Source organism: Croceivirga sp. ABH4_376, assembly GCF_056160685.1.
Genome location: NZ_JBSWXQ010000001.1, coordinates 505,852 through 529,575 on the forward strand (window position 1 = coordinate 505,852; position 23,724 = coordinate 529,575).

Genomic DNA, 23,724 nt, shown 5'->3' on the forward strand with positions numbered 1-23,724 from the left:
TTTTGGGCTTAAGCATTAAAGGCTTTTTCTTGATTTTCGGTTTTTGGTGCTCCGCTAAAACGTTCTTGTAGGGCTTGGAAAACCACAAATAGAACAGGAATAACAAAAACTCCCAGAATGGTACCTATAAGCATACCACCAACGGCACTCATACCAATAGAGCGGTTACCTATGGCACCTACACCAGAGGACAGTGCCAAAGGAAGCAAGCCGAAGATAAAAGCAAAGGACGTCATTAAAATAGGTCTAAAACGTGCTTTGGCACCGTCAATGGCCGCTTCCCACAATCCCATTCCTTCCTTACGACGTTGCAAGGCAAACTCTACAATAAGAATGGCATTTTTTGCTAACAGTCCTATAAGCATGATCAAAGCAATTTGGAAATAAATATTATTCTCCAATCCACCCAAATTCACGAACAGAATGGCGCCCGCCAATCCAAATGGTAAGGAAAGCAAGATGGCAAACGGTAAAATATAGCTTTCGTACTGTGCACTTAACAAGAAATACACAAACACCAGACTCAAAATAAATATTACGATTGTGGTACCGCCAGATTTGCTCTCTTCTCGTGTTAATCCAGAGTACTCATACGTATAATTGTTGGGTAAAACCTGCGCCGCAACTTCTTCAATGGCAGTAAGGGCATCACCTGTACTATAGCCAGGATTTGGTACCCCGGTAACCTTTACGGAACTTAAAAGGTTGAATCGTTCTACGGATTCTGGTCCATATATCTTTTTTAAGTTCACAAACTGGCTTACCGCAACAGATTCGCCATTGGTGTTACGGACATAGATTTTATTCAAGCTATTTTCATTGGCGCGATCTTCAGGTTTTGCCTGGATCATTACACGGTACTGTTTCCCGAACTTGTTAAAATCGGTTGAATATATTCCCCCGTAATAACCTTGTAAGGCATTAAAAATATCGGTGGTTGAGAAACCAGCCATTTTAATTTTCTCTACATCTACTTCCAGTTCGTATTGCGGAAAATTAGGACTAAACTGTGAAATGGCGTATTGTACTTCCGGTCTTTGATTTAGGGCTCCTAAAAATTGATTTTTCACTTCGTCTATCTCTGCCCAATCTGCGCCACCCTTACTTTGGAGTTGTACTTCAAAACCAGACGAAGTACCAAATCCTTGTATACTAGGAGGTGTAAAGTAAATAATCTGGGCATCTTTAAATTGTGCCGAAACCGCAAATAGTTTGGCCAAGGTAGCTTCTACGGAAAGGGAGTCGGCCTCACGCTCACTCCAATCCTGTAATTTCATGATAGAGAAACCGTATGAACCGGCACTAACCCGGTTTAACAAACTGAAACCAGAAACGGTAAGACGTTTATCAATCACATCCATAGATGCATATATAGAGTCCAATTTCATCAAGGTTTCTTCGGTTTTTTCCAAAGTGGTACTTGGTGGCATGCTCACGTTGGCAAAAATGATACCTCTATCCTCGTTAGGCACAAATCCGCTAGGAGTGCTTTTAAAAAGGTATACGGCGAGACCGGAAAAAATAACCAACAATCCAACGGCTAACCATTTTCTCTTAATCAGCGTGTTTACCGCACCGGTATATTTATCGGTAATTGCATTAAAACCTCTATTGAAGCCGTTAAAGAAACGGTCTTTTAGATTCTGCTTCTTACCTTCTTCATGCGTATGTGGCTTAAGAAACAAAGCAGCCAAAGCCGGACTCAATGTTAAGGCGTTTAATGCGGAAATTAAAATAGCTACCGCCAAGGTAATACCGAACTGTTGATAGAATACCCCAGAAGTACCTTGAATAAAGGAAACCGGGATAAATACCGCAGACATAACCAAGGTTATGGAAATAATGGCTCCAGAAATTTCGCTCATGGCCGATTTTGTAGCGGCTTTTCCACTTTCGGCACCCTCTTCTAATTTGGCATGTACTGCTTCTACCACTACAATGGCATCATCTACCACAATACCAATTGCCAAAATCATAGCAAATAAGGTGAGCATGTTTATAGAGTAGCCAAAAATTTGCAGGAAGAAAAAAGTTCCCACAATGGCCACGGGCACCGCAATGGCAGGAATTAAAGTGGACCTAAAATCCTGAAGGAACAAAAACACCACAATAAACACTAGGATAAAAGCCTCAATAAGGGTTTGTACCACATGGTCTATGGAAGCATCCAAGAAATCTTTAGTGTTAAATGGAATTACATAATCCAGACCTTCTGGAAATTCCGCTTTACTTTCCTCTAAAATACTTTCAACCTCTTTGATTATTTCGGTAGCATTGGATCCCGATGTTTGGTATACACCCACCGCAACACCAGGAGCACCCATCCCATAGTTTTTACGCGCGTAATTAAATGCACCGAGTTCAATATCCGCTACATCTTTCAAGCGTAGGAACCCGCCATCTTCCGTAGTTTTTAGGATGATGTTTTCATATTCGGATACTTCGTCCAATCGGCCTTTGTACTTTAAAACATACTCATACACACCATCTGCATTTTCGCCAATTTTACCGGTGGCGGCTTCACGGTTCTGCTCTGCCAATGCTGCTTGAATGTCTGAAGGAACAATGTTAAAAGAAGCCATTTTGTCCGGGTCTATCCAAATACGCATGGAGTAGTCCTTAGAGCCAAAAACGTTAACGTTACCAACTCCGTAAACCCGTTTTAATTTGGGTACAAGATTAATTTTGGCATAGTTTTCTACAAAGGTGGCATCATAATTTTCGTTCTCTGAGAATATGGAGAAGAACAGCAAGGAACTGTTCTGCGTTTTTTGGGTGGTAACACCAGTTGCAATTACTGATTCTGGTAATACACTATTGGCCCTAGAGACCCTGTTCTGTACGTTTACCGCTGCAATGTCAGGGTCTGTGCCCAATTCAAAATATACGCTAATACTGGCAGAACCATCATTACTTGCCGTGGACGTCATATAAGTCATGCCTTCCACACCATTTATTTGCTCTTCTAGCGGAATTACGACACTATTAAGTACCGTACCGGCATTTGCACCGGTGTAGGTAGCCGTAACCTGTACTGTTGGTGGCGCAATTTCAGGATACTGTTCTACCGGTAAGGTAGTAAGGCCAAGGACCCCTAGGATTACGATGATAACGGATATTACGGTAGAAAGTACCGGTCTATCTATAAATTTTTGAAACATATGTCTGTCTTTTTAGGGGCTTTTATTTTGTGATAGGGGCTATTTTTTGACCACTTTTTAGCTTAGAAACACCTTCTGTAACCAAGGTATCGCCCTCTTCAAAGCCTTCTGTAACAATGTAGTTTTCCTGGGTTTGGTCTATGATGGTAATTGGCTTGCTGGTCACGGTATTATCATCGCCAACCACATATACCATTTTGTTGCCCTGCAGATCTACCGTGGCCGTCATAGGAATAACAAAAACGTCTTTCCGTTCTGCGGGAATCTTTATTTCGCCGGTACTACCAGAGCTTAAAATAAGATCAGGGTTCTTAAAATCTGCACGTAAGGTAACGCTACCGGTAGTACTATTGATGATATTGTTAACCATGGCAATTTTACCCTTGTGTTCATAAGGCTCACCATTAACCATGATCAGTTCTACTTCTGGAGCCCGGTTAACATCAATGGTACGGCCTTCTTTGGCCACACGTTGTTTAATTTCCAATAATTCTTTTTCGTTTAAGGAGAAATACGCACGTACCTCACTAATGTCAGAGACTGTAGTTAAAGGCGTTGTGGTGGTGGCACTAACCAGCGTACCCACTTTAAAGGGAATGTTGCCAATGTATCCGTTTACAGGGCTGGTAACCCGGCTATACCCAATATTGGCCGTGACGCTTTGGTAGCTGCTCTTGGCTTGTTCCAATTGTGCTTTGGCAGTTTCTAACTGTACGTTGCTAATAATGTTTTTCTCTACTAGCGGCTTTAGTTTATCTACCTCTACTTGTGCGGCATTTACAGCTGCTTTTGCTGCATTGGCATCTTGGGTTAAGGATTCTGTTTCCAATTTAAAAAGTAACTGACCCTTTTTTACTTGCTGCCCTTCTTCCACATAAATTTCTTGTACAAAACCAGAAACTTTTGGTCTAATTTCTACGTTTTGCTTCCCTTCCAAAGAAGTGGAATAAAGGTCATAAGTAGTAACATCCTGTTTTTTAAGTTGGGTTACTTTTAATGACGGTGCACTTTGTTGTGGAGGAGCTCCTTTTTGATCTTCCTTGCAACTAACAAAAAGGACAAGGCTGGCCAGTACGGTGTATATGGTTCTTACATTCATGATATCTGTTGTTCTGCTTTAGTCTTCTTTAAATGATTTAAGTTTATCAATACTTTGATTGAGCAATTTTTCGCTTTCGGTAACAAAGTTTAAATAGACCGATGTTTTAGGTTGATTCTTTTTATGTTTTTCCGGATTGTATTGCTCGTGGTATTCATTGATTTTGTAGATAATTTCTTTTTCGGCCTGAAATAGCTTTAACCGTTCTTTTAGTTTATTTAAAAAGAACGTACCACTTTCTGAAACCTTAAAGTAGCGCTTGCGGTCTCCTGGTTTTGTAAAATAGGAGATGATTTCCATTTTCAATAACAGGTTAAGAGCGCTAGAAATAGAACTTTTACTGGCACCTCTTCTGTGTTGGCAGTCTTCAAAAGTCAACCCTTCTTGCTCCGTTAAAACCAAGCTGGCATATAACCTAGCGGCCAATGGTGGAATTTGGTACATGTTTTCAAAATGCACCCCTAGGTCTTCTATAAGTCGCTTTTTTACTTCTTCTCTGGACATAATTTATTTAAATGTTGAGCAAAAGTACGGTTGGTTCGGTAAAAACCGAACTAATCAAAACTAAAGTTTTGTTAAACACTGTTATAATAAAGATAATTCGCTAGAGCTAGTAATTAATTTTAAGGATTGGAAGTGTTAATTAACCTTCGTAAGCTGGTTTTTCTTTCCATGCTTGCTTTCTGGCTTTAAGCATTTTAAGTGTAGGAAAAATAGCTCCGGATAGGAAAAGGCCAAAGGCAATTAAGAATAGATACAACGGATTACTTAGTGTATTTCCACTATTTAAAACGGCCATAACCAAAATAGTGGATAACGGAAAAGAAAGGGCTAAAATAGAAATGGCGAAGTTGCCATTAAAGGTTTTTTTATGGTTGTCTACCGCTTTTTCCATAGCTTCTATTGCGGCTATATGGGCATAGGGCCAAAAGCTACAAGCACTTAAAGAAAATGCTAATGCGAGCAATAGGGTATTGGTTTCCATTTTAATGAAAACTGCTAATAGGCCAATTATTAAAAAACTTACGGCGGCTCTTAATAGTAAAAGTGAAAGGAGTTGAGCAAATTGTTTTTTTTGAATGTTTACGGCCAAACCTATAAAGAGCAACACCAACGGGGTCATGAGTAGGCTAATTCTAGATAAACTTTCGGAGAGCGCAAAAGGTAGGTTTTCCATATGTAGCCCCAAAACCATTAAGATTAATGCCGCAGCGATAAATAGATTTACCGGCTCAAAAGCCAATACCTTCACTAAATCTAAGAGCTTTTCTTTGTTAAACTTAGTGGTTTGGGCATGTTTTTTTAAATACCATTGCATAGCAATCAAGTATAATATAATTAGCACGAATACTTTGTTTCCAAGATCGGCCATTGCAGCTTGCGCCAAATACGAATCGCCTAAAAATTCTAGAACAAATGGAAAACAAGACAACCCTGGGGCCAGTGAAGGAAAAAGAAGTCTTGCGGTGTTATAATTGGCGCTATTTTTTTCAATACCAATAACAGGTAACAATAGGGGCGCGGTAAAATAAAGTGTGAAATTTAGGGCCAATGCAAGCACTGGCAAAAGGAGCAGTTCTCCTTTTATATCAACACTTAGTAAAGCAATAAAAATGGTAGCGGGTAAGGCAAGGTTAAGTATTATTTTTTTTAACCCCGTTATTTCAGATTTTGACTTAAACTTGGTCTTTAGAACCAGACCTATCCCTATAAAAATTAAAAAAACTAAAATTTTCTGTAACCCCACCTCCTACAAATTTTAATTAGACGATTACTTTCTGTAAAGCATCTATAAATAGTTGCATCTCTGGCATTGTACCCATACTTACACGGCACCAATTTTTACCCATAAAGTTAAATGCCCTTACACCAACTTCTTGTGCGGCCATTTTACTTAAAAATTCTTTCCCTTCTAACGCGATAGGAAAAATGACAAAAGAGGTATGGGAAGGCACGTAGTCTATATCCATAGCTTTAAGATTGTCACAAACAAATGTTCTGGCTTCAGCATTGTTGGCTCTTGAAGAAGTAATGAATTCTTCATCGTCCATTGCGGCAATTGCAGCATGTACGGATGGAAAGCTAATACCCATACCGCCTCTGGTTATGTTTTGTATTTTATCTAAAGTAGCTTCTGGTGCAACCCCATAACCCACTCGTATACCTGCCATACCATGTATTTTAGAGAAAGTACGGGCAACTATAATGTCTTTTCCTTGTGCTACAAGATTAACCATGCTATGTTTGGCACCATCATCTAAATACCATAAATAGGCCTCGTCTACAAATACGGTTACCTTATCGGCAACTCTAGAGCAGAAATCCAATAACTTTTTGCTATCGGTAATAGTGCCGGTTGGATTGTTGGGATTGCAGATATAGACTAGTTTAGTTTCAGCATCAATGGCTTTTTCCATGGCATCTAAATCATGCGACCAATCTTCTTTCAACGGAACCGGTTTCCAAGTAGCACCGCAGGCTTCTGCCACCTTTATTAAAGACATGTAAGCGGGGTCTGCAGAAACCACGTTGCCACCATTTTGAAAGTAAACCATGGCGGCCTTTTCTAATAAATCCGAAGACCCGGGACCCATGATTATATTTTTAGCTTCAACTCCTTCAAAGGTTGCAATTTTATCCATTAGCTGAAATAATTCTCGCCATGCATACCTGTTGGCACCACTCACTGCGTCTGTCATTGCCTGTACGGCCATGGGGGAAGGACCATACGGATTTTCATTGGCATTTAATTTAGCTTTTAGTGGTTTAAACTCCGTGTGTGTAGCTATAAGGTATTCTTTAAAAAAAGGACTGTATAAAATATTCCCTTCTTGGTCTAAAGTTAACGGAATATTGGTACTAGTTTTAGCGAAGCCCAAATACGGAGCAGCTATTAATCCACTAGCGGTGATAGCAGATTTTTTAAGCCAATTGCGTCGGTTTAAAATAGGAGTGTTCATTGGAAGTTATTTTTGTGATTGTCAGCCTTTTAAAAGTACTGTGATTTCACTTTACTTCCAATGTCAATACAACAAAAATAAGTATCTCAGATTATGAATATCAAAATTTAGACACTACTATTTTTTATTATTCTTATTGCGCAAACACATTTACAGCAAGTTTTTGCCAAAAACACCTTTCAATTACTTTAACCATAGTTTTTTATGGGGTATTTGATAAAAAACATCTAGTTTTTGAATTTTAACACCCATATTTATGAGGTGCGCTGGATTTAAAGATGTTTATTCTGGTATAACGCCATCTAGATTTAAGACTGGAATTGGTTTAAGGTTTTTTTCTGCTACAGTATGCTCTGGGAAAACAAAACGTTTTTCAAAAAGCTTGTTTTCTGCGAAGAAGGTGACAAAAAATTCGTTTTTCAGGGCCAATACATCTTCTTGTACTAATTCTATTTTGGCAAAAGACTTTGCTGCTAGGGTGCCTATTCCGTGCCGCATAGTAGATGTTTTTTTATCCTCTAAATAGCCTTTAGAAACAACGAGTACCATTTCTATGGCATCTTTTCTGTTATTGATGATGTAGGCATTCCAATCCTTAGCTAAAAACTCTTTGTTCCATTCTTGTGCAATAACCACATGCACATCTTTAGCTATGGGAATTTCTATGTCTTTTTTCATGATAATTTAAAGGGCGCTCTTAAATTGTTTTAAGAAACGAATATCGTTTTCACTCAACAACCTAATATCTGTAATTTGATGCAGCAGCATGGCAATACGGTCTATACCCATACCAAAAGCGAAACCAGAATATACCTCTGGGTCTATACCGCAATTTTTAAGAACGTTTGGGTCTACCATACCGCAACCCATAATTTCTAACCATCCCGTACCTTTAGTCATACGGTAATCTGCTTCTGTCTCTAAGCCCCAGTATACATCTACCTCTGCACTTGGTTCCGTAAATGGAAAGTAAGAAGGGCGTAAACGAATTTTACTTTTACCAAACATCTCTGTAGTAAAATATTGTAAGGTCTGTTTTAAGTCGGCAAAAGAAACATCCTTGTCCACATACAAACCTTCTACTTGGTGAAAAAAGCAATGCGAGCGTGCCGAAATTGCTTCATTTCTATACACACGTCCTGGAGAAATGGTTCTAATAGGTGGTTTATTGTTCTCCATGTAGCGCACCTGTACGGATGAGGTATGTGTACGCAACAAAATATCTGGATTGGTTTGTATAAAAAAAGTATCCTGCATATCTCTTGCAGGGTGGTATTCTGGTAAATTTAGTGCTGTAAAGTTGTGCCAATCATCTTCCACCTCTGGCCCTTCGGACACATTAAAGCCAATTCTAGAAAAAATATCTATAATTTGATTTTTAACAATAGAAATAGGATGTCTAGCGCCTAATTCCAAGGGTTGTCCTGGTCGGGTTAAATCGCCATAAACACCAGCGGTATCTTGTTGGTCTTCTAAAGCCTCTTTTAAGGCATTAACCTTTTCTGTAGCTGCCTGTTTTAATTGATTGATAACTTGGCCAAACTCTTTCTTTTGGTCATTAGGAATGGTTTTAAAAGCGGCAAAGAATTCATTCATCAACCCCTTTTTACCAAGGTATTTAATCCTGAAGTTTTCTATTTCTTCTGGAGATTGAGAACTAAAGTTTTCAACGGCTACCAAATGTTCCTTTAGGGTATCTATCATTGTTAGATGGCTTTTAGAGAGCGCAAATTTAGCAAATTGTCCTAGAATATATGGGCAATTGGCCAATGAACAGTTGTTCTAAGTATACTATTAATGCAACTTTTTATTTACAATTCGGTTTTTAACCAACTTAAGCAAGCTTCAAAATTTGGAAAAACCTGTGTTTCTGGCACCAATTCTGGAAAAATATTAATCTTTTCCATCATTAACTTTGGTTGCTCTCGTAGGCCTACAACGGCCAATTTTACCCCATTGGTACATAGATTGAGCATCACATCTTCCAAAACGTTTAATCCAGATTTGTCTAAGTAAGGCATGCGGTCCATTCTAAACACTACAATATTTGCGGTTTCTGGTATCTGTGCAGATAATTGCTGTATTTCATTGGTAGAGCCAAAGAACAACGGACCATTAATATGTTTAATGAAAATTTTCTGGTCTATCTCTGTAGGTATTTGTTGCTCATCTTCCCACGTTTCTTCTAACGGTAATTGCCGTACGGCAGAATTTTTAGCGGTAAGGTCCCCTATTTTCTTCATAAAAATTAAAGAAGCCATAACTAGACCAATGCCCACGGCGTAAACCAAATTCCAAACCGAAGAAAGCACCATGACCACAAGCATAATCACCATTTCTGAACTCATTTTTATGGGTCCCAGTTTTATGTCTTTAGGCAAGTAGGGAATAGCTTTTAAACCTTTGTAATCAATAACTCCAATACCTACGGTGACCAAAATACCAGCTAATACGGCAGCTGGGATTTTAGAGGCAATAGGCCCTAGGGCAAGTAAAATTATGAGCAATAAAACGCCGGCAATCATTCCACTTAAACGCGTTTTTCCACCAGATTTTATATTAATTACGGTTCTTATGGTGGCGCCAGCCCCAGGAATACCTCCAAAAAGGGCGCCAATGGTATTACCAATACCTTGTCCCATTAATTCCTTATTAGGTTTATGTTTGGTATTGGTCATGTTGTCCGCTACAACAGAAGTTAATAAGGAATCTATAGCGCCCAATAAAGCTAAGGTGAGTGCTGTAAAAATGTACGGACTTATCGCACTAAAACTAAATTGAGAAAATATCTCGAAATGCGGAGTGGGTAGCCCAGCGGGAATTTCTTGAATGGGAATGTAAGGTAATTTAAAGCCCACGGCTACACCAGAAACTAAAATCAATGCTACCAAAGTGCTGGGTACAGCAGTTGTAATTTTTTTAAACCCGTAAATGATAGCAATGGTAGCCAAGGCTAATCCAAATTCTAACCAATTAATATGTTGTAGGGCTTTTGGTAAAATTTTTAAGGTACCAATAACCCCAGATGCTTTTTTACCTGCCAAATTCTGCGCTTCTTTAGCAATGTCCGTGGTCTTAATGGAAGATGCTTCTTCTATGGTTTGCTTAAAATGATTGAGCTCTAAAACGCCTTCGCCTTGATTATCTTTAAGCGTTTTGGCTAATAACTCCGCCTCTGCTTGTTGGGTAAAGCCCTCCACGTAAGCATCATCTTGTTTTGGATAATAACCAATGGCCGGCAATATTTGTGTGATTAAGATAATGACGCCAATAGCGGTCATAAATCCGGAGACCACGGGGTAAGGTATGTATTTAATATAAACACCCAACTTTAAAAAACCAAGCGCTATTTGTAGCAAGCCAGCCAATAGAAATACGGCTAAGATTATGGGTAAGGCTTTGTCTAAATTACCATCGTTTGTAGCCATTATTCCCGCAATTACCACCATGCTCACTGCTGTCATAGGTGCAGTTGGGCCAGAAATTTGGGTGTTGGTACCACCAAATAATGCAGCAAAAAAACTAATAAAAATAGCACCGTATAGACCAGCCGTTGGGCCTAGGCCACTACTAACTCCAAATGCCAATGCTAATGGTAATGCAACAATACCTGCGGTTAACCCACCAAATAGGTCGCCCTTTAGATGTTTAAACATAATATGTTGGTTGTAAAAAAAGAAAGATAGCTAATATTTTACATAAAAAAGGCCAACCTATTAAAGTTGACCTTTTGTTTATTTAGGAAGTTACTCTTAGTAGAATTCTACTTCGCCACTGGCAATGTCATACATGGCGCCAACAATTTTTATTTCGCCTTTTTCTTCCATTTCTTTTAAAATAACGCTTTGGCTACGGATATTCTCCAAGGTAAGCTCCACGTTCTTTTTAGAAACGGCATCTACAAATTCTAGGTTTTTAGAGTTGCGTTTCTCTTCTTCTTTTGGCTCCTTAACCGCAAAAACGGCAGGTTCTATTTTATTTATTAGTGCTGTTAGGTTACCCATTCTTGCATGGTCGCAAGCACCTTTAACCGCACCACAAGAGGTATGGCCTAAAACTACAATAGTTTTAGTACCGGCCAATTTACAAGCAAATTCCATACTACCAAGAATGTCTTGGTTTACAAAATTACCTGCAATACGTACACTAAAGATATCGCCAAGACCTTGGTCAAAAACCAACTCGGCAGAGACTCTAGAATCTATACAACTTAGTATAGTGGCAAATGGGAATTGCCCGTCTTTAGTATCATTAACTTGTTCTAATAAATTTCTATTGGCCTTAAGGTTAGCTTGAAAACGCTGGTTACCTTCTTTTAAAAATTGTATAGCCTTATCAGGCGTCATGGTGGCCTGTGTTTCTGCAGTATGTGCTTTCATATCTATGCTGATTGTTTCTTTTTTAAATTGAAAAATTCGATATAACTAGGCGGATTTTCTACCTCGCCACGTTCTGATATAATTTTAATATTGATATTTCTGTTCTTGGCTTTTTCTGAAAAATCTTCCAAAATTTCGATAATATCATTGTCTAGATACCTGGTTTTGGTAACATCTAGTTCTAGATAAGAGTTTTCTTCTAAACTATCTAGTTCTTTTAGGATGGCTCCTTTGTTAAAGAAGGTTACTTCTTCTGCCAAGGTCATTTTAACCTTTTTGTGGTTTTCAGATTCTTCTATATGTAAGAAGTGCGAGTTTTGATAACTTTTGATAAGGATAACTACAATGCCTACAGCCAAACCTAAGCCAATACCTACCAATAAATCCGTAAAAATGATTCCTAATACAGTGACTATAAATGGAATAAACTGTTTCCAACCTAAGTTGTACATTTTTTTGAAAAGCGACGGCTTTGCTAATTTAAACCCTACAATGAATAACACTGCCGCCAATACAGAAAGCGGAATGTTATTTAGTAAAGTAGGGATTAAGATTACGGAAATTAACAAAAAGAAACCGTGTACAATAGCAGAAAGCTTGGTTTTACCGCCAGATTGTATGTTAGCAGAACTACGTACAATAACCTGCGTAATTGGCAAACCACCAATCATTCCAGAAATAATATTACCGGTACCCTGAGCCATTAACTCCCTGTTGGTAGGGGTAACACGTTTCATGGGGTCTATTTTATCTGTGGCTTCTACGCAAAGTAAGGTTTCTAAACTTGCTACCAAGGCAATAGTAAAACCGGTAATCCAAATCTGTGGGTCACCAATGGCACTAAAATTTGGGAAGCTAAACTGCCCTAAAAAAGAATCAAAAGAATCCGGTACGGGAACACTTACCAAATGATCTTTGGAAATGCCCAAAGTAGCATCATCCTTAGTTAACATGTAAAAGATAATACCAAGTGCAACAGCCACTAATGGGCCTTGAACTAATTGAAATATTTTTCCTTTTTTACTCAGAACCTTATCCCATAGAATAAGAATAGCCAAACTAACAATAGCTATTAAGGTGGCGCCCACACTTAAATTTCCTGCTACAATACCACTTATGGTATTGAATATTTCTGTAAAGGTATTTTCACCATCTATTTGAAAATAGGAGAAGTCGCCCTCGGGGTCGTTATCAAATCCAAAAAAGTGTGGAATTTGCTTTAATATTATAATGATTCCAATACCGGTGAGCATTCCTTTAATTACGGAAGAAGGAAAGTAGTATCCAATAACTCCCGCCTTTAGGATGCCAAATAGAATTTGGATAACACCTCCAATAACTACGGCCACCAAAAAGTTTTGGTATCCCCCTAGGGTGCTAATTGCTGCGAGTACAATTGCGGCTAAACCTGCAGCAGGGCCGCTTACGCCAATTTGCGAGCCACTTAAGGCACCTACGACAATACCTCCTACAATACCCGCTATTAAGCCAGCAAATAATGGGGCGCCACTGGCTAGCGCAATACCCAAACATAAAGGCAGGGCTACAAAAAATACGACAATACTTGCCGGTAAATCGTTTTTAATATACTTAAACATTGTTTTAAATTTTTATTATTGGTATAGGTAATGGTGTATTAGTTTACAGGTAGTTAACACCATTGTATTTTGGTTAAAACTTAAAACAAGTTTTCGGGTGGAGGTGATAATACCTCTATGGCAATGTTTAGATTAATTACCGATAAAATATTATTAAAATCCAGTTTGCGATGAAATACCCTAGCCATAATTGGTAAAGTACTATCCTTAAGTACAAACGGTTTAATTGAATCTTCGGTTTGGTTTTCTTGTTGTTCTTCTTCAGATAGGTTTTGTACAATTGGGCAATCCAAACTTGCTCTGATCACCGGTAAAAAAGATGAAGAGAGAAGGGTAAGGCAAAAGAAGAGCGCTAATTTATAATGCATAAAACCGTTAATATCCCAAATTTAATAGGATTGAATTGATATGTACTTAACGAATTTAAAAATCTTTTAGAGATTTCAAAACGTTCTGCTCTACCCAACCTGTTTGGCCGTCAGAAATTTTAATCTTTTTCCAACTATCCAATGTGGCTTCAATATTAACTTTAGTACCCTCATGTAAAGCAAATAAGGACTCACTTCTTTTATTGGGCTCTGCTTTAACGGTAATTTCTCTTTTTAAAATAATGGCCGGGTTATCCTTTTTGTAGTCTTGAAGATTTAAATAACCCAAAAATAAACTAGAAACACATAAAATTAAGGCAATAATACTAGTTACAAAGGCTATACGCTTTGGCATAGAGGCAGAAAGTAAATAGTAAACGATATAACACAAGACAAAAAGAATTACAAATACAATTGCGAAATAGCCCCACTGATTATAATTAAATAGTCCTACAACTTGATCGTGAACACGTGCCATAAAAGTTTTAGGCACCGTAGAAATTGCATCTAATCTCATGTTTTCCGCATAGGCCAAGTTATTCTTAATTTCTTGGTCCGTTGGGTTCAGTAACAAGGCTTTTTCATAATAATAGATACTTAAGCCTATTTCGTCCAATTTATAATAACAGTTACCTAGGTTAAAATAGAGCTCAGAAGAGTGCTTGCCGTTATTTAATATTTTGGTATAGAGTTCAATGGCATCACTATATTTAGCCTTGTTGTAAGCTTCTGTAGCTTTGCTAAAAAGAACCTCGTTTTGCGCGTTAGCTCCATGGCCAACCGCAAACAAAAACAATAGTATAACGATTAGTTTTTTCATAGTTGCTTATCTAGTTTTGAGATAACCATACTAGCTTTTTTGTAATCTTCTTGCATCTGTACGTTAGAACTTGGGCTATATCTAGCCAACTCACAACTTGTAAGTAGCGCATTAAATTCTAGAATTGTTTGTTCTTCTACAGTTTTTGACGCAAGTAGTTCATGTATTTTGTCTTTACTAAAATCTGACGTTTCTATTTTAAGCTTGGCTTTTAAATAGTTGTGTAAAGCCCTTTCCAAAGCATCATAAAAAGCTTCTTTATTGCCCAACTGTTTTTTAGCCTTGCCCAAATATTTACGGGCCAACCTATTGGCTGTGCGTAACCTATTGCCTTCTACATCTAGGGATTTTTCCTTTCTCTTTTTCCTAAAGAGAATAAATAGGGGTATAAGCGCTAATGGCCCCAACAATAGACCTAAGAAAAGCTTTGAGCCAAAGAATGGTTTCTGGCCAATAGCGACTAGATTGGGGTTTACTTTAATAAAATGAAATTGATTGGTATTGGTGTTTATCGCAATTTTTTGAGCTCCGTTGCTGGTTGTTGTATTGGAATCATTAGCTGTAGGACCTTCTACCACATTGATCATTATTTCATTGGAGGTAATGGTCTTATAACTTTTGGTTTCTGGATCAAAATAACTGAATTGAATTCCAGGAATAGGGTATTTACCTCGGTAAGCAGGTACAATGGTATAGTTGTTTTTTACGGTACCGCTCATTCCGCTAGATGTGGTACGAACGTTCTCGTCGTATTCTGGTTCATAAACCTCTAAAGCACTTGGAAGTTCTGGCTCTGGTAATTGAAACAACTTTAAATTTCCTTTTCCACTTACTTCAACGGTAGCTTGTAAGGATTCTGAAGCATTTAAGGAAGTTTTACTGGTTTTTACATTAAAGTCGAACTGGCCAACGGCACCACCAAAATTTTCTGGCTTTCCAGTTTCTGGCAAGGGCTTTACGTTTAGAATTCGTTTGCCGGCAGAGACGGTTTTGCTAGCTTGGGCATAGACCCTTCCGCCAAAAAAATCTCGTCTATTGGTTGGTACATCTACATAGACCTCTAAGGCTAAAGGTTCTATGTCTAATTTTCCTGTTTTCTGTGGATAAAGAACCACACGTTTTAGTACCACACTGCGGTACGGTTTACCATTGTAAGTGCTATTAACGGTATTGTACTTGGTTACCGGAATATCTTGGCTCCAAAAGTTATTGTATTTGGGGCTATCCAAGGGCCTAAAATTGGTTACGGAAATATCTGGGCTAATGTATAATTTATAGACAACCGTAACCGCTTCGTTAAGGTACGGGTTGTTTTGTGAAACTTCGGCAACCAAATGTAAGCTCTCATCGGCAACGTCATCTGCTGTTTTAGGTGCGTTAGGGTTGTCTACCGCTTCGGTAACCGTTATGGTTTTTTGTAATGTTTTATAGGTTTCACCATCTATTTGAATCGTGGCTTGGCCTATGTTAAATTTACCTTGGGCCGTGGGTTTTAAAACATAACTATAAGTTTTACTATAGCTTCTTTTGCCATTGATCCAGGACGATTTTATAGATTGGGACGGCCCCATCACTACCTGAAAATCTTCAAAGCTAGGAGGGTTAAAATTGTCTCCGTCTTTATTCATGGTAAACTCAACGCGTAGTCTCTCATTAAGCCCTAATTTTTCTTTGCTTAAGTTTACGGTAAAAGTAACTTCATCCTGCGCATAGCTAAAACCACTAAAAGCTATACAGCATAGTAAAAGAATAAACCTATATGTGTGTGTAACTAGTGCCATTACCAATCTTTCTCGTTCCTAACTTTTGCTCCTTTTACTTTTTTGGCATCTATTTTTTCCTGCACTTTCTTTTCTTCGTTTTGCATGGCTTCTAACAGATTTTGAATCTGTTGTTTAGAAAGTTGGTTGGGTCTAGGGCGTTCTTGTTTTTTGGGTTCCTCTCCTTGGTTAGGTTGTTTTTTCTGTTCTTCTTTTTTATCGCCTTCTCCTTCTTTATTTTCTTCGGGTTTTTGGTCGCCTTGATCTCCCTGATCGCCTTGGTCTTTATTTTGGTCGTCCTTTTGGTCACCTTCTTGATCTTTATTTTGATCGCCTTGGTCTTTGTTCTGGTCTTGGTTGTCCTTGTTTTGGTCCTTATTTTGATCTTTGTTCTGGTCTTGGTTGTCCTTGTTTTGGTCTTTGTTTTGCTCTTGTTCTTTTTTAAGCATTTCTTTGGCTAAAGCCAGATTATACCGTGTTTCATCGTCTGTAGGATTATTGCGTAAGGCCTCTTTATAGGCTTCTACCGCATTTTTATAATCTTTTTGACGCATAAAAACGTTACCTAAATTGTGATAAGATTTGTGCTTAGTTTCTTTGTCTATTGCTTTTTCACCTGCTTCCTTAAAGCGGGTAAATGCTTCTGTCATACCTTCCCTATTGTAATAGGCCCTACCTAAATTATAAGGTGCGGTCGCGTTTTTATCGCTTTTAGAAATAGCTTTTCTATAATCGGCCTCAGAGGCAATAAAATTGTTCTCTACGAGAGCCTTATTTGCTTCAAAAGTTAAATTTATGGAAGCATCTAGGTTTTCTTTAGTTAGTTCTGTTGTTTCCTTGTCCTGTTGGGCAGTTAACAAAACAGTTTGCCCAAGAACACTTAAAAGGAGTAATACTTTTATCTTATTCATGTTCTTTTTCATTAAAAAGATTCAACTTTTTAAGCCATTGTGTTTTTCTATCCAATAGAAAAATATCTAAAAATAGAAATAGTAGTCCTAAAGCCAAGAACCATTGAAACTGGTCTTTATATTCTGCAAATTGCTTGGCCTCAAATTCCTTTTTGTCCATTTTTGCCAATTCTTCTTTTATAAAGGTAACAGCATCTTCCGTGTTGGCCCCATTAATATATACACCGTTACCAACATTGGCTATTTCGGTTAAAACGGGTTCGTTTAGCTTGGTAATTACTACCTCACCTTCGTTATTTTTCTTTAAACTCTCTACAACTCCGTTACGTTTTATGGGTATTGGCGCCCCCTTGCTTTTACCCACACCTATGGTATAGATTTTAATACCGTTTTCTACGGCTTTTTCAAGGGCATCTATAGTATTGCCTTCAGAGTGGTCTTCACCGTCAGAAATAATAAATAAAACACGGTTGGTTTGTTCACTATCATTATAAAATGTACTTGCTAAATCTATTGCAGAATTGATAGCCGTTCCTTGAGAAGAAAGCATATCTGTATTCATGCTTTGCAAAAACATTTTTGCGGCCCCGTAGTCTGTTGTAATCGGCAATTGCGGATACGCCTGACCGGCATATGCTATAATACCAATACGATCACTTGCCAACTGGTTAATGATTTCAGAAACCAATCTTTTCCCTTTTTCTAAACGATTAGGGGCAATGTCTTCTGCCAACATACTTTTTGATACGTCTATGGCAAAAACAATATCTACCCCTTCTCTTTTAACGGTCTCTAGTTTGGTTCCTATCTTAGGATTTGCAAGAGCAATTACCAAGAACGAAATGCCAAGCAACAGAAAGACCAATTTTAGGGTAGATTTAAAGACAGAACGGTCTGGTGCTAGCCTTTTTAAAAGCCTTTTGTCCGCAAACTCTTTTTGTTTGCTTTTTTTCCATACCAAGACCAATAGATACAAAAGCACAAGAACCGGGATTATACCCAGCAAATAGAAATATAATTTTTCGTCAAACTGCACCATCCTTAAATAAAGCTTTTAAATATTGTTGCACGCAAAAGCCATTCTATTAATAGCAAAGCACCTGCCAAAAGCACCAAAGGCCTAAATTTTTCCTCGTATTTATAATATTTGAACTCCTCTATTTCGGTTTTTTCTAGTTTATTGATTTCGTTATAAATTTCTTCTAGCTCTTCATTGTCCGTGGCCCTAAAATATTTGCCGCCGGTAACCTCTGCTATATTTTGCAATAATGCTTCATCCAATTCTACAGGCCTCATACCATATTGAAAGGAGCCGTCTCTTTTGTAAGAAACAGGTGTTAGTGCGTTACCGTTGGTGCCCAAACCAATGGTATAGGTTTTAATTTCATATTCTACCGCTAAATCTGCCGCAGTTTGCGGTTCTATAAAGCCGCTATTATTTACCCCATCTGTTAGAAGAATTATGACTTTACTAATGGCTTTGCTCTCTTTTAATCTGTTAACGGAGGTGGCTAGGCCCATACCAATTGCAGTACCATCTTCTAACTGTCCGTAGCGTATGTCTTTAAGCGCAGAAAGTACAATAGATTTATCGCTGGTAATGGGTGTTTTGGTGTAACTCTCACCGGCATATGCAACTAAGCCAATACGATCATTGGGTCTTTTTTTAATAAACTCTGCCGCAACTTCTTTAAGTGCAGAAAGTCTATTAGGAGTAAGATCACGGGCCAACATACTAGAAGAAACGTCTATTGCCATAACAATGTCTATTCCTTTTGTTGTTTTGGTCCGTGTAGAAATATCTTCGGTTTGTGGTCTGGCCAATGCGGTAATAATACTTGCAAGGGCTAATAAGCGTAATGCCCAAAGTGAAGGTCTTAGTTTAGACCAAATACTTTTAGTTTTAAAGGCATTTGTACTGGATAATTTTAAAGACGCAGTTTGTTTTTTACGGGTTAGAACAAACCATAATAAGGCTACTGGGAGCACTAAAAGCAACCAGAAAAACTCAGGATTGGCAAATTCTATATTCTGTAACATTAACCTTGCGTATTAGTATCGACCGTGGCCAATATACGTTGTACAATTTGTTCTGCGTATTCATCACCTTCTTCCCAGGTAACAAATAATTGTTGTATAAAACCGTTACCCGCAAAAAGGATTACGGTGTATTTAATTCGTTTACCGTCTGTCTCCCCTTCTTTTGTATATAAACCAGACCCGTAAATTTTGGCGCCAGGCTTACCGGAGTTGGTATAAAATTCATCCTGTTTCGGGATGATGTTTTTTACGCCTTTACTTTCTAAATCTTTTAAGATGCCCGTAACGGCAGCCTCTGCATCTACTTCCTTTTTCTCTTTAAATGTAGTAACGTTTGCCCTTATATAAAGTTTGTCCGTTATACTGCCGTAGTCAAAAGTTTGAACGTTTTCAATTTGTGCTGCTTGCTCACCTGTTGTAGCGGTTTCTTTTCTAACCAATACCTCTGGTGTTTCTAAAACCAAGATTGGAAAGCCATATTCGCTTTTAACCCACTCTCCTTCTAAGAGCGTTTTGGTTGGGTAACCAAAAACCGTGTCTTTTACCGTTTTAAAACCAAAATAGGCTATGGAAACACTGGTGCCTAAAACCAAGATACCCGCTAATATTCCGCCAGCGATGAGTAAACGTTTTTTCTGTTTTTTAGCTTGTAATTCTTCTAAATAATCTTCATTGGAAAGTAGCTCTTCTTCCGTAGGTTCTGGTAGTGCTTCTTTGGTTTTTATTACTATTTTTTCTACTGCTTTTCTATCGTCTTCTGCTACGGAAATAGGAGGTTTGGACTTGGCAAATTTTACCAAATCTGCTGTCTTAAAAACTTTTTTGAACTGTTCTAAGGTTTCGTCGTCCAGACTAAGTTCTCCAGCGTCTTTTAATAACTCCAAGCGCTCCAACAACTGGTCCGTTGTGCTTTCCAAGGCGGAAATATGCACATCTTCTTCCAAATAAGACCTAACGATGTCCGTTAGTTCAGAATAGTATTTTTTGTATTCGTCTTGAATTAAATATCTAGAGTTCTCCAGTTCGTGCAATTGTTTAATGGCCCTTTCATATGGAGGTAGTAATGCAATTTTTTCTTCTTCTGTCAGGGGTTTGTTGCGTACCACAAAATAGTAGAGTAAACCAGCAATTATAAGAAGCGCCAAAAATGCCAAGAGAATTATTTTGAACAATTTGCCTCTTTGCTTTTCTACAGACACCAAGGCTTTTATATCATACATTTTTTGCTTGGTAGTATCTACGGCTACGTCTCCAACCTTAATGGAAAAAGAATCGGTCATAAAGGGTTGCTCATCTATGGCGATACGTTGTGGTGGAATTGTATATGAGCCACTGTCAAACTGGGTTAACGCATATATGCGTTGTAAGGTTATGCGGTCTTTGTTTTTGGTGGTATCTATTTTTAGGGCTTCAACCATTTCTAAAGGCGAAAAGGTTTGGTCTTCTGGAAAATACACAAGGTTTAAAGAATCGGTTTCTACCGTAATGGTATACTTTATTTGTTCTCCAATTTTTATTTGTGTTGTATCTATTTCTGCTTTTACCGTAGTGTTTTCTTGGCTATTGGCAAAAAAGCTCAAAAGCAAAACGAACAACAAAAGCGAAGCGTGGAACAGCTTATTTATTATATGTAAAAAGACCCTCTTCATGCTTACCCTCTTCTTTTAAAATAGCCCAACAGTTTCTTTACATAGCTTTCATCTACACGGCAACTAATGGTGCCACTACCAGATTTTGTAAAAGCATCTTTAAAATAATCTACACGCTCCAAGTGGTATTTCCAATACTCGTTTCTAATTTTTTTAGAACTGGTGTTTACCAATTGCAATTGGCCAGTTTCTGCATCCTCAACTTGAATCATCCCTAAATTTGGAATGTACTCTTCTTTCTCATCAAAAACACGAATACCGGTAACATCGTGTTTATTGCCCACTATTTTTAACGTATCGGAATAATTATCTGTTATAAAATCAGAAAGCACAAAAACGATTGCTTTCTTTTTCATAACGTTTATTAAAAATTTTAAGGCCTCTGAGATGTTGGTTTTGTTGCTTTTGGGTTCAAACTCTAGTAGCTCACGGATTATACGTAGGGCATGGCTTTTGCCTTTTTTAGGTGGAATAAACAATTCTACTTCGTCAGAAAAAAGAATCAATCCCACTTTATCATTATTCTGTAAAGCAGAAAAAGCCAAGGTGGCAGATATTTCTACCAGAATTTCTTTTTTAAATTGATTAGTGGTTCCAAAAAGTTCCGAGCCACTAACATCTACCATAAGCATCATGGTTAGCTCACGTTCCTCTTCAAAAACCTTAACATACGGTTCATTGTAGCGTGCGGTAACGTTCCAGTCTATGTTACGCACATCGTCTCCAAATTGGTACTGTCTTACTTCACTAAAAGTCATACCACGCCCCTTAAAGGTAGAGTGGTATTCTCCTCCAAAAATATGATCAGACAACCTACGTGTCTTAATTTCTATTTTACGTACTTTTTTTAGAAGCTCTTTTGTATTCATTTAAGTTGTAAACAGTTTGGGCCTAATTTGGTTTTTAGTTGGTTAACGTTATAGGTACATAAACCTAGTGTTTACCTACTAAGGCACTTCTACTTGGTTTACAATTTTATTTATAATCTCTTCAGAGGTAATATTTTCTGCTTCGGCCTCATAGGTTATACCAATTCTATGTCTAAGAATATCGTGTACTACGGCTCTAACATCTTCTGGTACCACATAGCCCCTTTGTTTTATAAATGCATAACATTTAGAAGCGGTTGCTAAGTTTATACTTCCCCTTGGAGATGCGCCAAAGCTTATTAAGGGCTTAAGGTTTTCTAAGTTGTACTTTTCTGGATAACGTGTGGCAAATATTAAATCTAGGATATATTTTTCAATTTTTTCATCCATATAAACCTCCTTAACCGCTTTTTGCGCACTAAGAATTTGTTCTGTTGTTACCACAGGGTTTACCACGGTCTTTGCCCCAGATAGATTTTGTCTTATGATTAACTGTTCTTCTGTAAGTTTAGGATAATCTATTACCGTTTTTAGCATAAACCGGTCTACCTGCGCTTCTGGTAGGGGGTAGGTACCTTCTTGTTCTACCGGGTTTTGGGTTGCCATTACTAAAAAGGGCGCATCTAACTTAAAGGTTTCGTCCCCAATGGTAACCTGTTTTTCTTGCATGGCCTCTAAAAGTGCAGATTGTACTTTGGCAGGAGCCCTATTGATCTCATCTGCTAATACAAAATTGGCAAAAATAGGTCCTTTTTTAATAGAGAAATCATTCTCTTTCATATTATAAATAAGGGTACCCACCACATCTGCCGGTAGTAAATCTGGTGTAAACTGTATTCTACTAAAAGAACCTTTTACCGCTTTACTAAGCGTATTAATTGCTAATGTTTTAGCCAAACCTGGCACACCTTCTAGCAAAATATGGCCTTGCCCCAACAAACCGATGAGCAAACGCTCTACCATGTGTTTTTGGCCTACGATAACCTTATTCATTTCCTGCCTAAGCAAATCTATGAATGCGCTTTCCTTGGCAATTTTTTCATTAACGGCAGCAATATCAATCGTAGTATTTTCTTCCATACGTTAGTCTATATTAACTAAAAAATAATCTAGAAATTTAACATTCTGCAAAATGAAAATTAATTGTAAATCGGTCTGTTAATTAATGGTTAAAATAAGTTGGCAAGCCTTAGTTTTGTGAAGGTTTTAAGGTAATTATCTTTAATTTTCTAACCCTATGACAAATAAACTGAGATATTCTAAAATTGCGGCGGGCACCATGACCTGGGGTAGTTGGGGCAAAGGTTTAAATACAAGCCAAATGGTAGATTTAATGCAACATTGTGTTGCTAATGGTGTAACCACATTTGATCATGCAGATATTTATGGCGATTATGGTAACGAAGGACTTTTTGGTAAAGCTTTAAAAGAAAGTGAAATAGCAAGGGAATCTATACAGCTAATTTCCAAGTGTGGTATACAAATGACCAGTGGAAGGGAAAACAAGGTAAAACATTATCAGTATGATGCCGATTACATTGTATATTCTGCAGAGCGTTCTATAAAACAATTAAATGCGGACTATTTAGATTTATTTCTATTACATAGACCAAGCCCGTTAATGCAACCTGCAGAAGTAGCAGCGGCATTTACAAGTTTAAAATCTAGTGGTAAGGTAAAGCAGTTTGGGGTTTCTAACTTTACGCCTTCTCAAATTGCTTTATTAGAAAAAGAAGTTAAGATTGAGGCCAATCAAGTAGAGTTTTCCATTACACATTTAAACCCTATTTATGACGGAACTTTTGATGATTGTATCATCAATGATAGAATCGCCATGGCATGGAGCCCATTAGGAAGCTATTTTAGGGAAGATAATGAGCAAAACAAACGATTAAAGGTAGTTTTAGAAAAGTTAGTCCAAAAGTACAATGTAAATGAAAGCATGCTGCTATTGGCTTTTATTATGAAGCATCCGGCACAGGTTATGCCGGTTGTGGGCACGGCCACAAAAGAACGTATTACAGCTAGTTTAAAAGCCGCCCAAATTCAATTGGATTTACAAGATTGGTTTTTGTTGTTAGAAGCATCTAATGGTAACGAAGCACCCTAA

At 37.9% G+C, this 23,724-nt stretch carries 20 protein-coding genes; 1 reads left to right on the plus strand and 19 read right to left on the minus strand.

Annotated features, from left to right (window positions below; all coding sequences use genetic code 11):
- Positions 1–8: 8 nt before the first annotated feature.
- The 19 genes from ACXAGS_RS02230 to ACXAGS_RS02320 all read right to left on the minus strand — a co-directional run bounded on the left by ACXAGS_RS02230 (position 9) and on the right by ACXAGS_RS02320 (position 22,694).
- Entirely contained in the window at positions 9–3,161 is a 3,153-nt protein-coding gene (locus ACXAGS_RS02230) for an efflux RND transporter permease subunit (protein ID WP_474904156.1), read from the minus strand.
- A gap of 22 nt (positions 3,162–3,183) precedes the next feature.
- Entirely contained in the window at positions 3,184–4,260 is a 1,077-nt protein-coding gene (locus tag ACXAGS_RS02235) for an efflux RND transporter periplasmic adaptor subunit (protein WP_474904158.1), read from the minus strand.
- An 18-nt stretch (positions 4,261–4,278) separates the two neighbouring features.
- Positions 4,279–4,764, minus strand: coding sequence for a GbsR/MarR family transcriptional regulator (locus tag ACXAGS_RS02240; protein WP_474904159.1), 486 nt, complete (start codon positions 4,762–4,764; stop codon positions 4,279–4,281).
- A gap of 139 nt (positions 4,765–4,903) precedes the next feature.
- Positions 4,904–6,007, minus strand: a complete 1,104-nt coding sequence (locus ACXAGS_RS02245; protein WP_474904161.1) for an AEC family transporter — start codon at positions 6,005–6,007, stop codon at positions 4,904–4,906.
- A 16-nt stretch (positions 6,008–6,023) separates the two neighbouring features.
- Positions 6,024–7,220, minus strand: a complete 1,197-nt coding sequence (locus ACXAGS_RS02250; protein WP_474904162.1) for a pyridoxal phosphate-dependent aminotransferase — start codon at positions 7,218–7,220, stop codon at positions 6,024–6,026.
- 282 nt (positions 7,221–7,502) lie between these two features.
- Positions 7,503–7,898 (minus strand): hypothetical protein, encoded by a 396-nt coding sequence (locus ACXAGS_RS02255; RefSeq protein WP_474904163.1) that lies wholly within the window; start codon positions 7,896–7,898, stop codon positions 7,503–7,505.
- Positions 7,899–7,904: 6 nt separating this feature from the next.
- On the minus strand, positions 7,905–8,924 hold the full coding sequence (pheS, locus tag ACXAGS_RS02260; RefSeq protein WP_474904164.1) for a phenylalanine--tRNA ligase subunit alpha: 1,020 nt from the start codon (positions 8,922–8,924) through the stop codon (positions 7,905–7,907).
- Positions 8,925–9,031: 107 nt separating this feature from the next.
- A complete protein-coding gene (locus ACXAGS_RS02265) occupies positions 9,032–10,876 on the minus strand; it encodes a SulP family inorganic anion transporter (RefSeq protein ID WP_474904165.1) in 1,845 nt (614 codons plus the stop codon).
- 96 nt (positions 10,877–10,972) lie between these two features.
- Positions 10,973–11,599, minus strand: coding sequence for a carbonic anhydrase family protein (locus ACXAGS_RS02270; RefSeq protein WP_474904166.1), 627 nt, complete (start codon positions 11,597–11,599; stop codon positions 10,973–10,975).
- Positions 11,600–11,601: 2 nt separating this feature from the next.
- Complete coding sequence (locus ACXAGS_RS02275; protein ID WP_474904167.1) at positions 11,602–13,197, minus strand: SulP family inorganic anion transporter; 1,596 nt, start codon at positions 13,195–13,197, stop codon at positions 11,602–11,604.
- 80 nt (positions 13,198–13,277) lie between these two features.
- A complete protein-coding gene (locus ACXAGS_RS02280; protein ID WP_474904169.1) occupies positions 13,278–13,565 on the minus strand; it encodes a hypothetical protein in 288 nt (95 codons plus the stop codon).
- Positions 13,566–13,620: 55 nt separating this feature from the next.
- On the minus strand, positions 13,621–14,385 hold the full coding sequence (locus ACXAGS_RS02285) for a tetratricopeptide repeat protein (RefSeq protein WP_474904170.1): 765 nt from the start codon (positions 14,383–14,385) through the stop codon (positions 13,621–13,623).
- Positions 14,382–16,166 (minus strand): BatD family protein, encoded by a 1,785-nt coding sequence (locus tag ACXAGS_RS02290; RefSeq protein WP_474904171.1) that lies wholly within the window; start codon positions 16,164–16,166, stop codon positions 14,382–14,384. Before ACXAGS_RS02290 ends, ACXAGS_RS02285 begins: the two co-directional genes overlap by 4 nt.
- Positions 16,166–17,056: a tetratricopeptide repeat protein gene (locus ACXAGS_RS02295; RefSeq protein ID WP_474904172.1), complete on the minus strand. Its 891-nt coding sequence runs from the start codon at positions 17,054–17,056 to the stop codon at positions 16,166–16,168. The genes ACXAGS_RS02290 and ACXAGS_RS02295 overlap by 1 nt, the downstream gene beginning before the upstream one ends.
- Entirely contained in the window at positions 17,049–18,095 is a 1,047-nt protein-coding gene (locus ACXAGS_RS02300; RefSeq protein ID WP_474904173.1) for a VWA domain-containing protein, read from the minus strand. Before ACXAGS_RS02300 ends, ACXAGS_RS02295 begins: the two co-directional genes overlap by 8 nt.
- A gap of 2 nt (positions 18,096–18,097) precedes the next feature.
- Positions 18,098–19,096, minus strand: coding sequence for a vWA domain-containing protein (locus ACXAGS_RS02305; protein WP_474904175.1), 999 nt, complete (start codon positions 19,094–19,096; stop codon positions 18,098–18,100).
- Positions 19,096–20,745 carry a BatD family protein gene (locus ACXAGS_RS02310; protein WP_474904177.1) on the minus strand — a complete coding sequence of 550 codons (1,650 nt, stop codon included), beginning with the start codon at positions 20,743–20,745 and terminating at the stop codon, positions 19,096–19,098. Before ACXAGS_RS02310 ends, ACXAGS_RS02305 begins: the two co-directional genes overlap by 1 nt.
- Positions 20,746–20,747: 2 nt before the next feature.
- Positions 20,748–21,614 carry a DUF58 domain-containing protein gene (locus tag ACXAGS_RS02315; RefSeq protein WP_474904178.1) on the minus strand — a complete coding sequence of 289 codons (867 nt, stop codon included), beginning with the start codon at positions 21,612–21,614 and terminating at the stop codon, positions 20,748–20,750.
- Positions 21,615–21,692: 78 nt separating this feature from the next.
- On the minus strand, positions 21,693–22,694 hold the full coding sequence (locus ACXAGS_RS02320) for an AAA family ATPase (RefSeq protein WP_474904179.1): 1,002 nt from the start codon (positions 22,692–22,694) through the stop codon (positions 21,693–21,695).
- Between the two features lie 157 nt (positions 22,695–22,851).
- Here ACXAGS_RS02320 and ACXAGS_RS02325 point away from each other — a divergent pair, with 157 nt between their 5' ends.
- Positions 22,852–23,724, plus strand: a complete 873-nt coding sequence (locus tag ACXAGS_RS02325) for an aldo/keto reductase (protein WP_474904181.1) — start codon at positions 22,852–22,854, stop codon at positions 23,722–23,724.